The sequence below is a fragment of the Christiangramia lutea genome, from assembly GCF_022489035.1.
Classification (GTDB): domain Bacteria; phylum Bacteroidota; class Bacteroidia; order Flavobacteriales; family Flavobacteriaceae; genus Christiangramia; species Christiangramia lutea.
On the sequence record NZ_JAKVTV010000004.1, the window covers coordinates 108,953 to 129,633 of the forward strand.

Consider the following 20,681-nt stretch of genomic DNA (forward strand, 5'->3'; position numbering starts at 1 on the left):
GACGGGCCTAAGATATTAAAGTATACTTAAATATACAGAGTGAGCTCACTCAAACTTCAGTTGGAAAGGAATATTTAAAGGAGAACTTTTCTTCAGTATATTCTCACGCTTGGGTAAAGCCTTTTATTATCTTTGCCAAAATTTATTGCATGAATTTACATATAACCAATGAAACTTCAAGGCTCAAGGCTGTTGTGTTAGGTACAGCTGAGAGTATTGGTCCTATTCCAACTCTGGAAGAGGCATATGACCCAAAGTCAAAAGAGCATATCAAGGCTGGAACATATCCTAAGGAAGAAGATATGGTTAAGGAGATGGAGGCCGTCGCAGAAGTTCTTAAGAAGTATAAAGTTGAGGTCTTCCGTCCTAAATTAATAAAAGACTATAACCAGATTTTTACCAGGGATATTGCATTTGTGATCGATGATAAATTCATTAAATCCAATATCCTCCCAGACAGAGATCAGGAGATTGAAGCCATAGATCATGTTCTTAATAAAATTGACCCTGAAAAGATCATTACTTTACCTGAGGCAGCACATATAGAAGGCGGTGATGTTATGCCCTTGGGTGATTATATTTTCGTAGGTACATATAAAGGGAAGGATTATAAAGATTTTATTACAGCCAGAACAAACCGGCAGGCTGTAGAAGCTTTAGAGAAAATTTTTCCTGAGAAAAAGGTGGTTTCATTCAGCTTAAAAAAGTCTAATGAAATTGCAAAAGATAATGCCCTTCATCTGGATTGTTGTTTTCAGCCTGTTGGAAAAGACAAAGCCATTATCTATAAGGGAGGTTTTCTTATTGAAGAGGAATATGAGTGGCTGGTAAATTTCTTCGGAAAGGAGAATGTTTATGAGATCACAAGAGATGAGATGTATAATATGAATTCAAATATTTTCTCTATTTCCGAGGATGTAGTGATTTCAGAAAAAGGCTTTACCAGACTAAATACGTGGCTGAGAGCACAAGGAATAACTGTTGAAGAAGTACCATATGCTGAAATAGCTAAACAGGAAGGTCTTTTAAGATGTTCAACTTTACCCCTAATTAGAGAATAAAAATTTTAGATGATGAGGCAGATTACAGATACTATTTTAATGGTGAGACCGGTTGGATTCAGAATGAATGAACAAACCGCAGTGAACAATTATTTTCAAACTAAATTAGAAGGCGATGATATTAATGAGATCGCTACTCAGGAATTTGACCTGTTTGTTGATAAATTAAGGTCTGTAGGCGTAAACGTGGTTGTCGTGGACGATGTGCCTGAAGATGACACTCCAGATTCTATATTTCCGAATAACTGGGTTTCATTTCATGAAGATGGCCAGGTTGCCTTATATCCAATGTTTGCTGAAAACAGAAGGAAGGAACGCCGACTGGAATATTTTGCAAAACTGGAAGAGGCCGGATTTAAGATCTCAGACATTGTAGATTATACAATCGCCGAAGAAGATGATGTTTTTTTGGAGGGAACAGGAAGCCTAATTCTGGATAGGGTAAATCAAAAAGCGTATTGCGCCATTTCTCCAAGAGCAGATGAAGATCTTTTAATTGAATTCTGCGAAGATTTCGAGTTTACCCCGGTAATCTTTAACGCTTACCAGACAGTAGACGATAAACGACTTCCTATTTATCATACCAATGTGATGATGTGTGTTGCTGATGAATTTACGGTGATCTGTCTGGATACTATTGATGATAAGAAGGAGCGGAAAAATGTTGTAAAGCATCTGAAAATGGATGAGAAGGAGATCATCTCCATTTCAGAAGAACAGATGCATGAATTTGCTGGTAATATGCTCCAGGTTCAGGGCGGTGAAGGCAAAAAGTATCTGGTAATGAGCGCCAGGGCACACAGAAGTCTTACAGAAGACCAGATCTCCAGGATCGAGAAGCATTGCCAGATCCTGAGTTCAGAAATTAAAACTATTGAAACCTGCGGTGGAGGTAGTGCCAGATGTATGATGGCCGAAGTATTTCTTCCGAAAGCTTAAATTTCCAGAATTATAATTAAAAAAAGGTGATCATTAAAAATCACCTTTTTTTATATCCTATTTTAAAGCAACTTCACTTGATTTAATTGTAGTGTCTGCCTGATGGGCACCAATATCGTCTGAAGAGCCCGAAATTATGTTTCCAAAATAATCCCTGCTACCAGAATCGCTTATTTCTATACCTGCATTTTTAGCAGGTGATGCAGACTGTAATAAGTATGCATTCAGGTTGGAAATATTATTTCCATAACCTATGGTTTCACCGTTTCCTGGATTATTTAGGAGAGGGTCACCCTCAAAACCTGAATCTGTTCCATTATGCAACTCATTACCTGTACTTCTAAAATCTTCCAGGGAAGTATAGGTTAAGCCTTTATATTTAATACTGAAATCTGAAGAAGAATAGTAAAGGTTCCCGGCGAAATAACCGTCATAGCCTTCTGGAATGTTGATAAGATCAGCTCCATTGGAAGCAAATAAAATGTTGTTGTAGAAATTCATATTATTTTTCAAAGCCTTCCAGGGTGTGTACTTGATGTTCGCAGAACCTTGATTTGAGCTTTTTTCACTTAGATAAAGGGTATTGTTATAAACATAAATATCGCTCATAGTTCCATTGTTACCATTGAACAGGTAAACACTTCCTCCATTCGTAGCCGCGTCATTCTCACTGATGTTGTATCGAATGATAATGTTCTTCATAGGTCGTGACCCTGTAAACTGACCAGCCATAAAACCAGCTCCATCATTATCGTGGGAATAATTGTATTGCATCACCCCGTTAGTAACTCCTCCGTCCAGGTCAAATCCGCCGCCATCACATCCAGAACCGGAACTCATGTTGTACACTTCTGAATATTGAATTGTAACCTGATCTGCATCCCAGTACCAAATTCCAACCGGTCCACCGCAACTTGTATTTCCGCTACCTGAATTGTATACTGTACAGTGTTCAATTACCGAATTCTGAACATCGGATAAAAGGATCCCGTTTCCAGAATGTTTTCCTTTGCTGTAGCCTTCAATATTATAAACCTCACAGTTTCTAACCGTTATGTTGGAATGGGCATAACCGGTTTTTGAGGATGAGAATTCTCCATATGATGAAATTCCCACATCAAGACAATCATGAACTTTATTGTTTTCGATCAAAACATTGGTGTAACCGGAATTCCCATTATAGGCTCCAATTACGATTCCGAATTCTTTAAAACCATAAACTTCAGAATTAGTGATCTCAACATAATCCAGTTTCACATCACCAGAAAGATCATTGTAGAATGAGATTCCTGAACTGTTGTTTGTATGCATCCCGCTTCCTTCAATAATTAGATTGTCTATTTTAATACCAGATGTATTATAGGCATAGATCCCAGTGTCATTTCCAGCTTTGATTTTAGCTCTTCCCTCTCCGTAAGAAGAAATTAAAACCGGGTTGGCGCTGTTGTTTGCATCTTCTGAATCTAAATTTAAATTCCCGCTGAATTCTTCGCCTCCTTTAAAGAGAATTTGATCTCCAGGTTGAAATTGAATTTCATTTAGCTTCTCTATGCTTTTCCAGGCATCGTCTGGAGATAGACCTGTGTTACTATCGACACCGGTACTACTAATAAAATAGGTTTTGTTAGGGCAGGAGCTGTCACTTTTAAATTCTCCTTCTATACTCCCAAAGTTCTCATATTGTAAAGCAAAATTCCCTGCAAGCGTCGCGCAACTGCTTCCATTGGCACCTGTTGAGGTGTAGCGATGAACTCCAGACCAAACAAGGTTATCATTGGTTCCATTAATTCCACTACCATAAGAACAAAAGGTATAATCTGAATTTGTAGTACATTTTTGCTGGGAGATAACTTCAGTTTCCTGAAGCGACACAACCAAAGCCTGGATATCGATACTGGTAGTACCATCAGCGGTTGTAAGTAGCATATTAAAGGTTCTTTCTTGGTTGTTAAGAATGATACCATTTAAGGGAGAATCCTGGTCCTGGCAATTGGTACATTTATAGGTGCCTGTCACTGGTGTAACCGTATTAGAATTTGTTTCCTCAGATGCTACGATCGAGCCATCCTGGTTTTTGAAAACTACATCAGAAATAACTGGTTGGTTATTTTCATCTACAGTAAAATTGAAACTAAAGTCTTCTGAATCGAACTGAACCAGGACATCTGAATTTTTAGTGATGCCTTCACTTTGTTTGATTTGTGATACTTCAGCATCAAAATTTTCACCGGTGGAAAGCGTTAGAGTACCAATAGCTTCGGGGTCGCCGGCGAATATATCTTCAATGTTTTTAGGAACTTCGAGAAAAAATGTTCCCCTGTACTTGGTGTTATTAGTTGCGAATATACCCTTGAATTTCGATAATTTTCGATCTTCTTTCTGGGCAAGGTTGTTTTCGTTAATTACCTCTTCTTCAGTAATTTCCAGGTCATCTGTGTCTCCTGAACAGGCTGAAAAAAGAGCCATAAACATCAAAAAACATACATACTTCAATATAGTGCCGGTACCAAAAGATACCGAAGAGTAGGTAGCAGGGTTCATATAGATTTTTTCGGGGTGCAAGGATAAATCGTTTCGGGGCTGATTTATTCTTACTGTTTCAATTTCAGTGCAATTAAACAATATGAACGATTAAATACAAATAAAATCGATGAAATACATCTTTCTGATAAAAGATTTAAGAATATACACGTTCGTGTTAGTAAGATGCAGGAAATCAGGAATCTGTCATTTGTTCTAATTATTGAAATTTTAGAAATCATTAGGAAAAGTTATTCTTGGGATATAAGCGCTCTTAATCGATAAAAAAAAGGCTATGTTTCGACAATTATTCCTGTAGAAATGAATTTTATTTATTTTTCTTTCATGATGAATTGATTACTGTAACAGATTGAAAATCTGATAGTCATTAATTGTACATCAATTAAAAAATCAATCATCATGGTCAGTTTTCGAAATTTATCCCTGGGGATACTTTTTATTTCCTTTTTTCATTCTCTCTATTCCCAACAACATGACAATTATCTTTTAACCTATAGCCCAATTGAAAAAGGTGTTATTGCTGTTACGGCTAATCTTACGCTTGAAGATTCAGTTTTATATATGAGTCAGAATAGCTCGAAATGGCGAAATTTTCCAGACTATGTTAAGGAGCTTAGGGTAACTGACAATAGTGAGCAGTTAGTGAATACTCAGTTTCAGGATTCTGCAAAATGGGTCCTGAGGAATGTCCGGGCTGGAGATCGTGTTAAAGTAAAATATGAGCTGCATGTAGACCATGAAGAAAGGGAATGGCCCGGTGGAATAGATGGCGTTGCCTATAAAAGGGATTATGGTATTATGACCTCCGGAAGGGCTCTTTTTGTGATGAACGGTAGGAACAAGAAAAAAATAAAGGTTGGTGTTGAACTTCCTGAAGGCTCCAAAATCAGTACTCCCTGGCGAGAAAAGGACGGTGAAGAAAATTATTTTGAAATTACTAACCTGGAAGATCTGCAGGAATCTTTTCTTTTCGCGGGAACTCATGATGAAATATTAATGAATAGGGAATCCTTTACCTTGAAATTTGTTCTTGGGGGAAAAACTCTTAGCCAGCAAAAACAAAAACTTGTAAACACTGCCAATCAGCTTCTGGATTATTATATAAAGCTCATGGGTGGAATTCCAGAGCCTGCCTCGGGAACTAGCTTAGATCAATGCCTGGTGATCATCACCGAAAACGATAAGACCGATGGCGAGGTAATTGGAAATCATATTAGCATGTTCATGGATGCAGATGGAGAGCCTCAAGCCCAAATGATTGGCTGGTTTATCTTTGCTCATGAATTCTTTCATTTTTGGAATGGTAAGAGTCTTCGGTTTGAAGGGACCAGATCTGATTGGTTTAAAGAGGGTGTTTCCAATTATTATACTCTAAAAGGACTTAACCAGGTTGGTTTTATTGATGAAGCCGGGTATAAAACAATGCTTAATAACCTGTTCTTTCAGCGTTACATTAACGACCCGGGGCTAGGTGAGAAAAGCCCGGTATTTTCAGCAGATGGTTTTTCAAAAGATAATCATTGGGGGTTGATCTATGGCGGCGGACTTTTTGCCGGAATTGCTTCAGATATGATGATAAGACATAATTCTTCAAACGAAAAAAGCCTTGACGACCTGATGAGGTATTTGTTTAAGGAATATGCTGGTACCGATCAATTAATTGATAACTCCACTCTAAAGAAGCATATCATGGACCTTGGCTTTAAAGAATTCGATGATTTTTTTGACACTTATTTATCCGGAACTAAAACCATTCATCTCGATCCATATTTGAAATATGCTGGAGCAGAAGTAATTCAAGAAGGAGAAAATCTAAGCATCAATGTGCGTGAGGAAAGGTCTGAATTACAGGCTGAAATATGGGAGGGATTTTTGGGTAGCCTTGAATGATTATCCAAAAACGCAATCTCAATTTCAGAATTAGTTTTCAGATTTCTTTCCAGGTCTGGATAAGACTTGTGCCAGGAAAAGAAATATAATTAATACCGTAAAAAAAGCAAATGGGAGCGAGGTGATAATAAGAAGTTTTTGCATGGCGGTTAGAACATCAGAGTTTGGTTTCACCTGCCCAAGCACAATTATTGCTTCGCAAAAGATAAGTATCAAAATAGCCCATGCCAGGCGGTACTTCTTTTCAGGTTCCTGTTTTCCGTGATCTGTGAACATGCTCAGAACAAAAATCGCTGAATCTGCAGAGGTTACCAGAAAACTGATTAGTAAAAGTATAATAATTATGCTAGTCACTATTGGTAGGGGGTAAGCTTCGAAGAAAACAAAAAGCGAGGTAAATACATTATCGAATTCGTTTTGGTAAGATGGCCATTCACTTATCATTTCGAATGCTGAGGTTCCGAATACGCTGAACCAGAAAAAACTACCCAAAGACGGGATCAATAAAACGCCAAATATCATCTCTCTTATTGTTCTTCCTTTTGAAATTCTGGCAATAAAGATTCCCGTGAATGGCGCCCACGCCAGCCAGAAAGCCCAGTAATAATAGGTCCAGTTGGTTAGAAATTTAACTCCCGGGTTAAAATCTCCCTGGGCCAGGCTTAGGGGGATAAAATCGATGATATACCTGTAAAGTGAATTAAAGAAATTAAGGAAGATATTCTGGATGTTTCCCGAAAGCAAAACAAACAGCATCAGGGTTATGGCGGCATAAATATTCCAGTTCGAAATCCTTCTGATGCCCTTGTTAACACCTGCCCAGGCCGAGATAAATGCCAGGGAACAGATAAGGAGAACCAGACCCATATTCAGTAATAAATTGCCCGGTTCCCAGGATTTAATGTGACTAATTCCACCTTCGATTTGGGTAGTTCCCAGCCCGATCGCCGCAACCAGGCCTATTACGGTTGTAAGAATGGTAAGTATATCTATAGATAAAGGTAGATAGCTTATTTTTCTAAAAAATCTGGATCCTGAGCTTAACCTAACATCAGCCTTTTCAACAAAAATGGAATAGCCTATAACGAGCGCAAATAATCCGTAGAAGGCCCAGGCAGTGAATCCCCATTGATAGAATGTGTATTCCAGAGAAATGATTTCGGCCTCAGAGCCTGTTTCTATGGGAGGGTTCAAAAACATAAAGACAGGCTCCTGGACAGCTCTCAACAGTATGCCTGCTCCCATCCCTGCTGAATATAGCATGGCTATCCAGGAAAGTCTGTCGAATTCAGGTGGAGAGTTACCCAATCGAATTCTTCCGATTTTCGAAAATGCGAGTATAAAAAGGAAGAGTACACAAATTAAACCTAACCAGAGGTAAAAACTGCCGAAATACTCTCTTATCCAAAGCGAAACCCTTTCGATACTATTATAAAACTCGTCTGTAAATATGAAAATGAGAACAGAACTAAATATAAGCACGATCGCGGAGATCGAGAATACGGAATTATTTATAAAACGATCAAATTCGTGCTTCAAGACTTTTGATTCTTACTTTATAAATCTAAGTCTTTTTAATTCCCTTGGCAATTCTATTGATCATCCCTTCAAATATGAAATAGTGAAATGGATACATCGCGTACCAGTAAGCCCTGCCTAATAAGCCTTTTGGTCTAAAAGTCGCATTTTGGTGGAGCACGTTTTTGTCATCGATCTTAAACTCAAGCCAGGCCTCTCCGGGTACTTTCATTTCAGCGAAAAGAAGTAAGCGTCTTTCTTCCTTATCGGCTAATAGAACTCTCCAGAAGTCCAGGGAATCTCCGGCGTTTATTTTGTTAGGATGAGTTCTTCCACGTCTTAGCCCAACACCGCCAAAAAGTTTGTCTATATATCCCCTAACCTTCCAAAGCCAGTTGCCGTAATACCAACCGGTAAGACCACCAATGGCCCAGACTCTTTCTAATGCTTCTTCAGGATCTTCAACTTTAATCGATTTTTTATCCTGGAGACAACCATATTTGGGAATCTGTACATATTTATTCAATTCCTTTCTAAACCTCCCGCTGCTTAATGAGTCCTTCCAACTGGAAAGCACTTCATTTTGTTCGATCTTATAGAAGGCTAGTCGGATGGCTTCTTTATAAGGGATTAATTCAATGTCCAGAATTTCCTTTAATCGGGTATCCCTGGTGATCACTTCAACTGACATGCTGTCTACCAGGTTTTGAGCCAGTCTGTAGGATGTTGAGGTTACGAAGTAGAGCCAGTAGGAACTTAATTTAGGAGACATGAAAGGAACGCCTATGATCCAGATCTTTAATCTGCGCACTTCGGCATATTGTTCCATCATTTCCTGGTAGGTGAGAATATCTGGCCCTCCAACATCAAAAGATTCATTATAGCATTTTTGATTTCCTATAACCCCGGTAAGGTACTGGATAATATTCCTGATTGCGATAGGCTGAGATCTGGTCTTCACCCATTTTGGTGTGATCATAACCGGTAATTTTTCACATAGATCCCTTATGATCTCAAAAGAAGAACTACCGGAACCCACTATAATTGCTGCTCTTAATACAGTTACATTGAAGTCGCCTTTATAGAGAATTTCTTCAACTGCTTTTCTGGATTTCAGGTGTTTTGAAAGTTTCTCTTCATTAATGATTCCACTGAGATAGATGACCTGGTTAACTGAAGTTTCAGCCATCATCCGGTTGAAATTCTTTGCAGCTTCGGCCTCTTTTTTATCAAAATCTTTGGTAGAGGCAGTCATAGAGTGAATTAGATAATAGGCTACATCTATATCCTTGATCTTATCTGGTGCCGAAGTGTCTTTTAGGAAATCAAGCTCAACGATCTCCACCTTACGCTTAAGTTCATCCATCGAGGTGAACCTGTTCCTGTTTCTAACCGCGCAAACAACTTCATGCCCCTGTTCCAGTAATTGGGGTAAAAGCCTCATTCCTATATAGCCGTTGGCACCGGTAAGTAATATGCGCATTTAAAAGGTTTGAATATCAAATTAGAAATTTAATTCTTACTTTCACCACCGATTAATAAAACTTTATTAAATGAATAACGTGCTGAAAATTGTCCTTTTGATCATTGGTGTGGGACTTATAGGGTATGGTCTATATAACCTGATAACACCTGAATTTTCTATAGACGCTGGTCCCTTACAGGTCGAGGCACATGGAGACAATACGCAATCTTACGCGATGATAGCCTTCGGATTACTTTCTCTTGTTGGAGGCCTGGCTTTTGGAAAGCGCTAATTAGTTAAACAGGCTGTTTAAAATATTCATTACTGAAGAGCTTATATATTCTACCCCAATTGCAATTACTATAAAGCCGATAATTCTTGAAATAGCATTGATTCCAGAAGCCCCAAGCATGCTTACAATGTAGGGAGAACATCTTAAGACTAGAAGTGTAGCAAGGCATACGCAAAAAATGGCGGCAACCGCAATTAATTTATCGTTCCAGGCCTCATACTCCTGATAAAGACCTATTAAAAATGAAATAGACCCGGGCCCGGCAAGCATGGGAATTGCAAGAGGCGTAAGGGAAACTCCATCTCTTTGAAAAGCATCTTCCTTTACTTTCGGTTTATCCATCCCTTTATGTTTGGAAAAAGAGCCGGTAAGCAAAGCAAATCCGGAAGTGGTAATAATGAGTCCGCCAGCAATTCGCAGGGAGTCAAGACTTATTCCAAAGAAATTTAAGATATATCTACCTGTGAAAAAGCTTATAAGCAGGATCACAAAAATGTTTATCGCTGTTAAGATCGAGGTTTTAGACCTTTCGGCTTTAGAATCATCTTTAGTGAGACCAACGAAGATAGGAACTGTGCCCAGCGGATTGATTACCGAGAAAAGGGCTGCAAATACATAGATGAATAATTCCATTATTTTTTTTCGCAAAATTGCTTCAGGAATTGCTTTTGTGAATTAAAAGCAGGTCAATTTTGCGTTAAAGAATCGTATGAAATTTCAACAATTGTAAATAGAAGATTAAAGGTCTTCGATCTGGGTGGGAGCGTTATCGTTTTTATAATCTATTATCTTTTGAAAGAACTTGTGTATCCCAGGTTTATCTGCCTTCACTTTTATAAAATGCTGGTCTTTATAAATACTGTATTCTTCGGCTTTTCCTTTATATATTTTAAGTTTATAATATGGAATCACCAGGGCGAAAGTCTCTAATATCGACCTGAACATAACGATGATTCCATTACTCCGCATTTCCACATTGCAAACATTGGCATTATTGTCTAAAACAAGAAGATTGTGAATGTCAATACTCGTGTTCGTGATAAGTAGTTTCGGGGAACCTGTGCCTTTTAGTTTTACTCTTTCGAATAGCGTAAAAGGTTTGCCGACTTCATGATTGATCTTTTCGGAAATCGCCGGCCGATTATATGAAATATTAACTAGCATAGCTTTTTTCTTAAATATAAGCAATTGAGGGCAAAGCCTGCCTCCTGAAACTTCAATTCTTTTTATCTTTGCGCACTTTATTAAACGAAATACGCTAAAAGCATAGGAAGATGAATATTGAACAAATTCTGGCGACAAAAGTTAAAGAAGCCGTCCACAAGCATTACGAGGTAGAACCTGAAAATATCGAATTTCAACCTACCCGTAAGGATTTTGAAGGCGATATTACTTTGGTGGTTTTTCCTATGTTGAAGCAGATCAGGACCAATCCGGCTCAACTGGCTGAAAATATTGGGAAATATCTTGAAGAAGAAGTTGAAGAAGTTGCCGCTTATAACGTTATTCAGGGATTTTTGAATATTGTTATAAGTGACCATTATTATATCAATTTCTTTAACAAGGTTAAGGATAGAGAGGATTTTGGAATTTTACTACCGCAGTCTGATGTCAGCGGGATCATGGTAGAATATTCTTCACCTAACACCAACAAGCCTCTTCACCTTGGGCATATTAGAAATAACCTTTTAGGATATTCTGTTTCGGAAATCCTGAAAGCTGCCGGGAATGAGGTTTATAAAGTTCAGGTGATCAACGACCGTGGAATACATATTTGTAAGTCTATGGTAGCCTGGGAAAAATTTGGGAACGGTGAAACTCCAGAGTCTACAGGTTTAAAAGGCGATAAGCTGGTTGGGAATTACTATGTAATGTTTGACCAGGAATACAAGAAAGAGATCGCCCAGCTTAAAGAGGAAGGAAAGAGCGAAGATGAAGCTAAAGCTCAGGCTCCAATTTTTATGGAAGCCCAGGAGATGCTTAGAAAATGGGAAGCCAACGATCCAGAAGTGGTTAAACTTTGGTCTACCATGAATCAGTGGGTGTATGACGGTTTTGATAAAACCTATGATGCACTTGGCGTTGATTTCGATAAGAACTATTACGAAAGTGAAACTTATCTTCTAGGAAAGGATAATGTGCAGAAAGGACTTGAAGATGGTGTTTTCTTCAAGAAAGAGGATGGAAGTGTATGGATAGACCTAAGTGATGAAGGTCTTGATGAAAAGATCGTCCTAAGAAGCGACGGTACGGCCGTTTATATGACGCAGGATATTGGAACAGCAATTCAGAGATTCGCCGATTTCGATATCAATCAGATGGTTTACACGGTTGGGAATGAGCAGGAGTATCACTTTAAGGTTCTATTCCTGATTCTGAAAAAGCTTGGATATGATTGGGCAGATGCTTTATACCATCTTAGCTACGGAATGGTGGATCTTCCATCGGGGAAAATGAAATCTCGAGAGGGAACAGTGGTAGATGCCGATGATCTTATCAAAGAAATGGCTCAAACTGCTAAAAGTATTTCTGAGGAATTAGGAAAACTAGACGGTTACACCGATGCTGAAAAAGAGGAGCTTTACAGGATCATAGGTCTTGGTGCTTTGAAATACTATATTCTGAAAGTTGACCCAAGAAAAAGAATTCTTTTCGATCCGAAAGAATCGGTAGATTTCCAGGGAAATACCGGGCCTTTCATCCAGTATACATATGCAAGGATTCAATCGATCCTAAGAAAAGCCGATTTTGATATCTCTGCAGAGCTTTCTAAAGATTTCAGTTTCCATGAAAAGGAAAAAGAACTGATCAAGCAGGTACAACTATTCCCGGAAACTGTAGCGCTGGCAGCTGAAAATCATTCACCTGCATTGATCGCTAATTACACTTATGAGTTGGTAAAATCATTCAATTCTTTTTATCAGAATGTTCAGATCTTAGGAATTGAAGATGAAGCTGAAAAAGTTTTAAGAGTACAGCTTTCTAACCTTGTGGCTAACGTGATCAAGTCGGCATTTAAATTACTTGGGATCGAGGTTCCGGAGAGAATGTAACAGGAAGTTAGATATAAAAGTGCAAAATTTGATATTTCATCAAGCTGAACTTGTTTCAGCATCTCAACCGAAATGGAATTTTAATTTTTGAACTTTCTCTTTCAGCTTCAAATCATTAAATTTGCAATTCGCTGCTTTGCAGCTATAGAATAAAATCACAGGAAAAATTATGTTTGATAATTTAAGCGATAAGTTAGATAGTGCCTTTCACGTTTTAAAAGGACACGGCCAGATTACAGAGATTAATGTTGCGGAAAGTCTTAAAGAAGTAAGGCGTGCTTTGGTAGATGCCGATGTGAACTACAAGATTGCCAAGGAATTCACCAATACGGTTAAGGAAAAAGCTCTTGGGCAAAATGTATTAAATACATTGAAACCAGGACAGTTAATGGTGAAGCTTGTAAAAGATGAGCTTACCGAATTAATGGGTGGTGAAGCTGAAGGCATTAATCTTTCCGGAAATCCTTCTGTGATTTTAATGTCTGGTTTGCAGGGTAGTGGTAAAACCACGTTCTCTGGTAAGCTGGCGAATTTCCTTAAAAATAAAAAGACTAAGAAACCTCTTTTGGTAGCTTGTGACGTGTACCGTCCGGCGGCGATCAACCAGCTCCACGTTGTTGGAGAGCAGGTTGGTGTTGAGGTGTATTCAGACGAAGGAAATCAAGATCCGGTTGCGATCTCTAGAGATGCTATCGCTTATGCTAAAGATAATGGACATAATGTAGTGATTATCGATACCGCAGGGCGTCTTGCGGTAGATGAAGCGATGATGACCGAGATATCGAATATTCACCAGGCTATCGAACCGCACGAAACTTTATTCGTAGTGGATTCTATGACTGGTCAGGATGCGGTAAATACGGCTAAAACCTTCAACGAAAGGCTGAATTTTGACGGGGTTATCCTTACAAAATTAGATGGTGATACCCGTGGTGGTGCCGCAATCTCTATTAAATCGGTCGTAAATAAGCCTATCAAGTTCATCGGTACCGGTGAAAAAATGGATGCAATCGATATTTTCTATCCTTCTCGTATGGCCGACAGGATCCTCGGGATGGGGGATGTTGTATCTCTTGTGGAAAGAGCTCAGGAGCAGTATGATGAAGAAGAAGCTAGAAAGCTTCAGAAGAAAATCGCTAAGAATGCCTTCGGATTTGATGATTTCCTGAATCAACTTCAGCAGATCAAGAAAATGGGATCTATGAAAGATCTTATGGGAATGATCCCGGGAGCAGGTAAAATGCTTAAGGATGTCGATATTGATGATGATGCTTTTAAAGGAATTGAAGCGATCATTCATTCAATGACTCCTGGGGAAAGAAGTGAGCCAAAGATCATCAACGCCAGCAGAAAGAAAAGAATCGCTAAGGGGTCGGGGACTTCTGCGCAGGAAGTGAATCAGCTATTGAAGCAATTCAACCAGATGGGTAAAATGATGAAGATGATGCAAGGTGGCGGTGGTCGAAAAATGATGCAAATGATGAAGGGAATGCAATAATTTTCTCTCTCTATATACACAACAACTAACACACAACATTTAATGACAATTCTCGACGGTAAGAAGATCAGTAACGATATCAAGGACGAGATCGCAGCTGAGGTTACCAAAATCAAAAAGCGTGGGGAGAAGGTGCCTCACCTAGCCGCTATTATAGTTGGTAAGGATGGTGCAAGCATGACTTACGTGAATTCTAAGGTAAAGGCCTGCGAAAGGGTAGGTTTCGAATCTTCGCTGTACAGACTTCCGAATACTATTAGCGAACTTGAGTTGCTGGATAAAATTGAAGAGCTAAATAAGAATGATGATATCGATGGTTTTATAGTACAGTTGCCGCTACCTCCTCAGATCGATACCCAGAAAGTTCTGAATGCGGTAGATCCAGATAAAGATGTAGATGGTTTTCATCCTACCAACTTCGGAAAGATGGCGTTGGATATGACAACATTTATCCCTGCAACTCCGTTTGGGATTCTGGAACTTTTAGAGCGTTATGATATTCCTACCAAAGGAAAGCATACCGTTGTAATTGGGAGAAGTTATATTGTAGGTAGACCTATGAGTATTTTAATGGGAAGAAGTGGATTCCCAGGGAATTCAACGGTAACTTTAACTCATGAATTTACAAAGAATATTACCCAGGTAACTTCCCAGGCAGATATAATAATCATAGCAGTTGGTATCCCAGATTTTCTTAAAGGGGAAATGATCAAGGATGATGCAGTAATCATCGATGTAGGAATTACACGGGTTCCGGATGATAATGCGGAAAGAGGCTATGTAATAAAGGGAGATGTTGATTTTGATAACGTAAGTAAGCGATGTTCATATATCACTCCGGTGCCGGGTGGAGTAGGACCCATGACGGTTTCCATGCTACTTAAGAACACTTTGCTAGCGAGAGAAAGACATAAAAAAAGAGCCATGGAGGCAAAATAATATTGAAAAAGGGAAGTTTTAAACTTCCCTTTTTTTATGCTTCCTGTTGCTCGAGTTTCCAGTCTAAATAGTTGTGCAGATCAGATTCTATGAACCTCAATCCAAAAGTTAAGATCGCCAGGTCATCGATGTATCCTATCCCCGGAATAAAATCTGGAACGATGTCCAACGGATTAAGGATATATAAAAAGGCGAAGGCGATGGTGGCAATAGTAAACCAGGGGACTTTGGAATAAACACCTTTCCGGTAGTCTTTTAACATCCCGAACATTACTTTTCCCAGTTCGCTATACTTTTGCAATAGTCCGGAATTATTGATCTTTTTGTCAATTTCTTCCTGGCTGTCCATAGCAATGGTGACATCATCATCATCGATCTTTGTAACTTCAGTTTTTACAAAGTCTTCATCTACTATTTCATTCTTCTTTTTTCCAAACATATAAGTTGATTTAAGTGGCTATAAATTGTGATGTGCATTCCCATATTCCTTTTTATAAATTTTCAGAATAAGAAGAAAAAGGGATATTAACAGAGGGCCAAAAATTAGCCCGATAAAACCGAAAAGAGGAACGCCAACGATAACACCAATGAGAGTTATCAATGGATGTACACTGGCTAACCTTTCCAGGACATATAATCTTATGATATTATCTGTGGAACCAACAATCACGAAGCCATAGATTAGAATAGCAACGCCCTCCCAGTTACTTCCCTGGGAAAATAATAAAATTGCAGCCGGGATAATCCCGATCGCGGTTCCGATAAAGGGGATCATTGAGCCAATCGCGGTGATCACGAACCAGAAGAACGGATCTGGCACCCCGAAAATAAGAAAACCGATCAAGGCAATAATTCCCTGTACAAAAGCTACAAGCGGAATACCAAGGGCATTCGATTTTACAAGTTGACTGCTTTCATCACCAATGATGCGTAGGTTTTCCTGGCCTAATGGGATATAGGTGATCATGGACTCCCTGAATGATAACTTGTTCGTTAACATGTAGTATAAAATGAAATACATGATGCCTATTGCGATGAATGCGTTGAAGGTGCCGCCGGCAAGATTTTGGAGGTTCGACGAGACCCAGTTGGTCACAGAACTGGTATCCATGCCAGAACTAAGGCTATAGCCAATCTTATCCTCAATATTATTCATCTGCAGTTTAATGGCACTAATAACCCTTTCAGAGTTTGCAACCGCTTTCCCTATTTTTGAAGTGAGCATCACAGCAATAAGGGAGACCGGGATAAGTATTCCAATGAAAGATGCAGCCATTAGAACGGTCGCGGCCAGGGGAGGCCTCCATCCTCTGTCCAGTAGTTTCTTCATCCAGCCTTTAAGAATAACATATAAAGTCACCGCTCCCAGAATCCCGGAGAGATATGGTATAATTTCGGTAACTATTAATACCGTAAGAAACATAATTAGTAGCAGAACAAATAACTGGCGTACTAATGAAGGTTTTAGTCTATCCATGAATGGTTGGTTGGACTTTTTAATTTAGCAATTAAGTTGCAAAAAGCTGATCCATATTTTTGAAAGCCTTGAATTCAAGTGCATTTCCGCATGGATCCTTGAAGAACATGGTTGCCTGTTCTCCAGGTTTGCCTTGAAATCTAATATATGGCTCTATTTCAAATTGGATATTCTTGCTTTTTAGTAAGCTGGCGAATTCATGAAAAACATCCCACTGCAGCACCACTCCAAAATGTGGAACTGGTACTTGTTTTCCGTCTACAGGGTTCGAGGTAGATGCCTTGGTTTCCTGCGGATCCTGATAATGGATAACCAGCTGATGTCCAAAGAAATTAAAGTCTACCCAATGATCGCTGCTTCTTCCTTCTCCGCAACCTAGAGTTTCTTTATAAAATTTACGGCATTTTTCAAGATCTGATACCGGGATGGCTAGGTGAAATGGTTGTACTTTCATGTTAGTTTTAATTCTTAGATTATTAAAGATAGAATAATTGCCTTAATAGAAGCGAATTAAAATTAACAAGAACCAATAATAAACCGATAATTGCTTGCGCTAATTAACTGTTAAGATTTAGGCTTTCTAGGGCGTTTTCCTCTTCTTGGGTTTGTTTTTACCGAAGTGTTGAGGACTGAGCCTTCTTCGGTCTTGGTAGAATCTCCAAGTAAGCTGTTGATTGTCTCTAATTCTTTTTCAGTAAGATCACGCCATTGGCCTACCGGGATATCCAGGGAAACATTCATAATCCTTACCCTTTTTAAGGAGGTAACATCATAGCCTAAAAATTCGCACATTCTTCGAATTTGCCTGTTCAGTCCCTGGGTTAGAATGATCCTGAAGGTATGCTTGCTTAATTTTTCTACCTCACATTCACGGGTCACCGTATCCAGAATTGGTACTCCGGAAGACATCTTTTTTATGAAATCGGATGTGATGGGTTTATTTACAGAAACCACATATTCCTTCTCGTGATTATTTCTGGCTCTTAATATTTTATTTACAATATCGCCGTCATTAGTAAGAAATATTAAGCCTTCACTGGGTTTATCCAGTCGACCGATAGGAAATATCCTTTTAGGGTAGTTGATGTAATCTATGATATTGTCTTTTTCAACCCTGGTATCTGTAGTGCAAACAATACCAACGGGTTTATTGAAGGCAATGTATACGTTGGGTTCTTTTAATTCTTCTTTAGAAACAGGTTCGCCGTCAACTTTTACAATATCGCCAGGGGTAACTTTAGTTCCCATTTCTGGAACTTTATTATTTATGGTAATTCTCCCCTGGTCTATGAGTTTATCAGCTTCCCTTCTTGAGCAATATCCTAACTGACTTAAATACTTGTTTATTCGTACTTCCTGTGACATAAAATCTATTCTGACGCAAAGATACGAGATAAGATTTTGAGTGACGAAATTGAAAAAAATGAAAAAATTAAAAACCTCAGGCAACCTTTCGTAACTTTCAGTCGTCTATATAAATAGAAGGCCTTTTGAAAATGGTGAAAGTAATACAGCTTTTTAAAAATGAATCCTCTTTAATAAAAAGAGCTGCATCGGGAAACCGTTCTGCTCAGCAGAGGATCTATGAGTTGCATTCACCTAAAATGCTGAGCGTTTGCAGGCAGTATATTAAAGATATACATCATGCGGAAGAAGTATTACTAAACGGCTTTTTTAAGGTTTTCAAATATTTAAAAGATTTTAAGGAGGAAGGAAGTTTCGAAGGTTGGATTAGGAAGATTATGGTCAGAGAGGCTATTTCTTTTTTAAGACAACATAAAAAACTGAATTTTCAGGAAGATCTGGGTTACGTAACCAATGAAGTTTTCAATAATATAAATTCTGAAATGGAGGTAGCCGAAATACAAAGCCTCATAGACAGCCTACCGGAAGGTTATAAAATGGTGTTTGTCATGTATGCAGTGGAAGGTTACAGACATTCAGAAATAGCAAAAATGCTTGAGATAAGTGAAGGGACTTCCAAATCCCAGTTATTTAAAGCGAGAAAGATGCTACAGGAAAAAATAAAAACAATTAATTCATCAGCTTATGGCACCAATGAAATTTGAAGAGCATGTTAAGGAGAAGCTGGATGGGAGAGAGATCAAACCGTCGGCCGGGAGTTGGGATAAATTGAATTCCAGGCTAAACAAAGCTGAAAAAAAATCGGATAGAAAATGGTGGTTTTCAGCGGCAGCTGCTGTGTTAGCGATTTTGGTTTCCAGCCTGTTATTTGTAAACCAGCAAAGTGATATTTCAGCTCCTATAGCTGATAATCCAGCCGATATTGAGGTTCAGAAAAAACCGCAATCGAACGAGGTGACAAAACCAGTTCAGGTAGCTTCCGAAGAGAATATGGAAAAAAAGAGTTCAGCGTCAGATCCATCTAAAATCATCAAATCTAAAAGGAATAACTCTGAAAGTGCAATTGCAGAGAGCAATAGATTTGAAAATAACCAGAGGTCACAATCAGTTCAGTCTGATCCTGTCAAAAAAAGGGAAATTTTAGAGCCTGTAGTTTTTGAGCCAATCCCGTTGGCAGAAAGTGAAAATGACCGGTTTGTTAATAAAGTTCAGGAAGTTCTTGACATTATGGCTAAAGGAGAGAAAATTGCTGAAGATTATACCGAAGCTGAAGTAGATGCTCTGCTTGCACAGGCTGCTAGTGAATTAAGCAAGGAAAGGATTCTTGACCATGAAGGAGTTGTAAGCGCAGATGCTTTGCTGGCCGATGTAGAATTCGAGGTAGATCAATCTTTTAGACAGGAAGTGTTTGATTTTCTGAAAGAGGAATTTCTAAAAGCTAAAACCGCGGTCGCAACAAGAAACGATTAAATAAAATCAATTTAAATATTAATTATCCCGAAAGGGTCATTCATCAATCAATTTCTGATGAGGAAGATTTTTGTCTAAATCTGAAGGAAACTTAAAACAATCAATTCTATGAAAACCATTATCATTTACATCACCCTGGCCCTGTTCACTTTTTCAAGTAACTATGCGTTTTGCCAGGAAGGAAATGTTCAAACAAAAGAGGAGATCCTTGAATTAAAAAAGGAGGAGATCATCAAAGAGGAAAAGGAAAAATTAAAAATAAAGGTAGAAACTATAAATGAAAGGCTGGAGGATGAGGAGATCACTCCAGAGGAAGCTGAAGTGCTTAAAAAGGAAGCGGCAGAATTTCATGCTAAAAACATAGAAAATCGCATTACAATTATGGAGAATAAATTAGAGCTGGAAGAGCGCAATGCAGATTCTAATGATTATCGCGGTTATATTGAAATAGGGGAAGAGGGAAAGATTATCAGCGTTAAACTGGACGGTACAGAACGCGAAAGAAAATATGATAAGCGCACAACCAGCGACCTGGTGATTGCAGCTGGATTCAATAATGCATTGCAGGACGGACAATCCATAAATGATTCAGATTTTAAGATTGCAGGTAGTAGATTCTTTGAAATTGGTTGGGCATGGAAAACCCGTGTTTTCGATAACTCTAACTGGCTAAGACTGAAATACGGATTCTCATTCATGTTTGACGGTTTGAAAGCTACAGACAACCGCTATTATGTACAGGAGGGAGATGAAACATTCTTCCAGGAATTTGAATATGATCTTGATAAGTCTAAATTTAGAATGGACAAGTTGGTGGCTCCAGTGCATTTTGAATTTGGCCCTTCTTCAAAACAAGAAAGTAAGAATTATGTTAGGTATTCTACAAATGGAAAATTTAAAATAGGCCTGGGGGGATATGCTGGGGTAATGATAGGAGAACGCCAAAAACTGAAATATAAGATCGATGGCGATAAGCAGAAAGATAAACTTAAAGGAGGTTACAATACCAACGATTTTGTATACGGACTTAGTGGCTATTTAGGTTGGGGCTGGGCTACTTTATATGCCAAATATGATCTAAATCCCATCTTTCAGGATCCGAATCCAGAGCTACATAATTTTTCCGTAGGACTTCGTTTTGATGTAGATTAATTAGCCAACATAAATTTGTAA

Annotated in this window: 19 protein-coding genes; 10 read left to right on the forward strand and 9 right to left on the reverse strand. The window is 38.6% G+C overall.

The features are described from left to right. Positions 1-149: 149 nt before the first annotated feature. Positions 150-1,061, forward strand: coding sequence for a dimethylarginine dimethylaminohydrolase family protein (locus ML462_RS12555; protein ID WP_240714162.1), 912 nt, complete (start codon positions 150-152; stop codon positions 1,059-1,061). 12 nt (positions 1,062-1,073) lie between these two features. Next, on the forward strand, positions 1,074-2,000 hold the full coding sequence (gene ctlX / locus ML462_RS12560; RefSeq protein ID WP_240714325.1) for a citrulline utilization hydrolase CtlX: 927 nt from the start codon (positions 1,074-1,076) through the stop codon (positions 1,998-2,000). 57 nt (positions 2,001-2,057) lie between these two features. Here the strand turns inward: ctlX and ML462_RS12565 are convergent, their stop codons facing one another. Then, a complete protein-coding gene (locus tag ML462_RS12565; RefSeq protein ID WP_240714163.1) occupies positions 2,058-4,541 on the reverse strand; it encodes a right-handed parallel beta-helix repeat-containing protein in 2,484 nt (827 codons plus the stop codon). A gap of 399 nt (positions 4,542-4,940) precedes the next feature. Between ML462_RS12565 and ML462_RS12570 the strand changes: the two genes are divergently transcribed. Next, positions 4,941-6,431, forward strand: a complete 1,491-nt coding sequence (locus tag ML462_RS12570; protein ID WP_240714164.1) for a M61 family metallopeptidase — start codon at positions 4,941-4,943, stop codon at positions 6,429-6,431. A 30-nt stretch (positions 6,432-6,461) separates the two neighbouring features. On the opposite strand, the gene ML462_RS12575 is transcribed toward ML462_RS12570, so the two are convergent. Both ML462_RS12575 and ML462_RS12580 read right to left on the reverse strand, forming a co-directional pair. Continuing rightward, complete coding sequence (locus tag ML462_RS12575; protein WP_240714165.1) at positions 6,462-7,970, reverse strand: BCCT family transporter; 1,509 nt, start codon at positions 7,968-7,970, stop codon at positions 6,462-6,464. A 25-nt stretch (positions 7,971-7,995) separates the two neighbouring features. Continuing rightward, on the reverse strand, positions 7,996-9,432 hold the full coding sequence (locus ML462_RS12580) for an SDR family oxidoreductase (RefSeq protein ID WP_240714166.1): 1,437 nt from the start codon (positions 9,430-9,432) through the stop codon (positions 7,996-7,998). Positions 9,433-9,502: 70 nt separating this feature from the next. On the opposite strand from ML462_RS12580, the gene ML462_RS12585 reads away from it, so the two are divergent. Further along, on the forward strand, positions 9,503-9,706 hold the full coding sequence (locus ML462_RS12585; protein ID WP_240714167.1) for a hypothetical protein: 204 nt from the start codon (positions 9,503-9,505) through the stop codon (positions 9,704-9,706). Here ML462_RS12585 and ML462_RS12590 read toward each other — a convergent pair whose 3' ends face one another. Together ML462_RS12590 and ML462_RS12595 are read right to left on the reverse strand one after the other, a co-directional pair. Further along, on the reverse strand, positions 9,707-10,339 hold the full coding sequence (locus tag ML462_RS12590) for a MarC family protein (RefSeq protein ID WP_240714168.1): 633 nt from the start codon (positions 10,337-10,339) through the stop codon (positions 9,707-9,709). A 105-nt stretch (positions 10,340-10,444) separates the two neighbouring features. Then, the gene (locus tag ML462_RS12595) at positions 10,445-10,870 is read right to left on the reverse strand and encodes a hypothetical protein (RefSeq protein WP_240714169.1); all 426 of its coding nucleotides are present in this window, start codon (positions 10,868-10,870) and stop codon (positions 10,445-10,447) included. 110 nt (positions 10,871-10,980) lie between these two features. Here ML462_RS12595 and argS point away from each other — a divergent pair, with 110 nt between their 5' ends. The 3 genes from argS to ML462_RS12610 all read left to right on the forward strand — a co-directional run bounded on the left by argS (position 10,981) and on the right by ML462_RS12610 (position 15,196). Beyond that, positions 10,981-12,759, forward strand: coding sequence for an arginine--tRNA ligase (gene argS, locus ML462_RS12600; protein ID WP_240714170.1), 1,779 nt, complete (start codon positions 10,981-10,983; stop codon positions 12,757-12,759). Positions 12,760-12,928: 169 nt separating this feature from the next. Then, complete coding sequence (ffh, locus tag ML462_RS12605; RefSeq protein WP_240714171.1) at positions 12,929-14,257, forward strand: signal recognition particle protein; 1,329 nt, start codon at positions 12,929-12,931, stop codon at positions 14,255-14,257. Between the two features lie 42 nt (positions 14,258-14,299). After that, complete coding sequence (locus tag ML462_RS12610) at positions 14,300-15,196, forward strand: bifunctional 5,10-methylenetetrahydrofolate dehydrogenase/5,10-methenyltetrahydrofolate cyclohydrolase (protein WP_240714172.1); 897 nt, start codon at positions 14,300-14,302, stop codon at positions 15,194-15,196. A 34-nt stretch (positions 15,197-15,230) separates the two neighbouring features. On the opposite strand, the gene ML462_RS12615 is transcribed toward ML462_RS12610, so the two are convergent. The 4 genes from ML462_RS12615 to rluF form a co-directional block, all read right to left on the reverse strand. Continuing rightward, a complete protein-coding gene (locus tag ML462_RS12615) occupies positions 15,231-15,635 on the reverse strand; it encodes a YkvA family protein (RefSeq protein WP_240714173.1) in 405 nt (134 codons plus the stop codon). Positions 15,636-15,653: 18 nt separating this feature from the next. Next, complete coding sequence (locus ML462_RS12620) at positions 15,654-16,673, reverse strand: AI-2E family transporter (RefSeq protein ID WP_240714174.1); 1,020 nt, start codon at positions 16,671-16,673, stop codon at positions 15,654-15,656. A 31-nt stretch (positions 16,674-16,704) separates the two neighbouring features. Continuing rightward, positions 16,705-17,127 carry a VOC family protein gene (locus ML462_RS12625; protein WP_240714175.1) on the reverse strand — a complete coding sequence of 141 codons (423 nt, stop codon included), beginning with the start codon at positions 17,125-17,127 and terminating at the stop codon, positions 16,705-16,707. 110 nt (positions 17,128-17,237) lie between these two features. Beyond that, positions 17,238-18,038 carry a 23S rRNA pseudouridine(2604) synthase RluF gene (rluF, locus tag ML462_RS12630; protein WP_240714176.1) on the reverse strand — a complete coding sequence of 267 codons (801 nt, stop codon included), beginning with the start codon at positions 18,036-18,038 and terminating at the stop codon, positions 17,238-17,240. Between the two features lie 134 nt (positions 18,039-18,172). On the opposite strand from rluF, the gene ML462_RS12635 reads away from it, so the two are divergent. The 3 genes from ML462_RS12635 to ML462_RS12645 all read left to right on the forward strand — a co-directional run bounded on the left by ML462_RS12635 (position 18,173) and on the right by ML462_RS12645 (position 20,660). Next, the gene (locus ML462_RS12635; protein WP_240714326.1) at positions 18,173-18,742 is read left to right on the forward strand and encodes an RNA polymerase sigma factor; all 570 of its coding nucleotides are present in this window, start codon (positions 18,173-18,175) and stop codon (positions 18,740-18,742) included. Next, positions 18,723-19,508: a hypothetical protein gene (locus tag ML462_RS12640; RefSeq protein ID WP_240714177.1), complete on the forward strand. Its 786-nt coding sequence runs from the start codon at positions 18,723-18,725 to the stop codon at positions 19,506-19,508. Before ML462_RS12635 ends, ML462_RS12640 begins: the two co-directional genes overlap by 20 nt. A gap of 108 nt (positions 19,509-19,616) precedes the next feature. Continuing rightward, positions 19,617-20,660 (forward strand): hypothetical protein, encoded by a 1,044-nt coding sequence (locus ML462_RS12645; protein ID WP_240714178.1) that lies wholly within the window; start codon positions 19,617-19,619, stop codon positions 20,658-20,660. Positions 20,661-20,681: the final 21 nt, after the last annotated feature.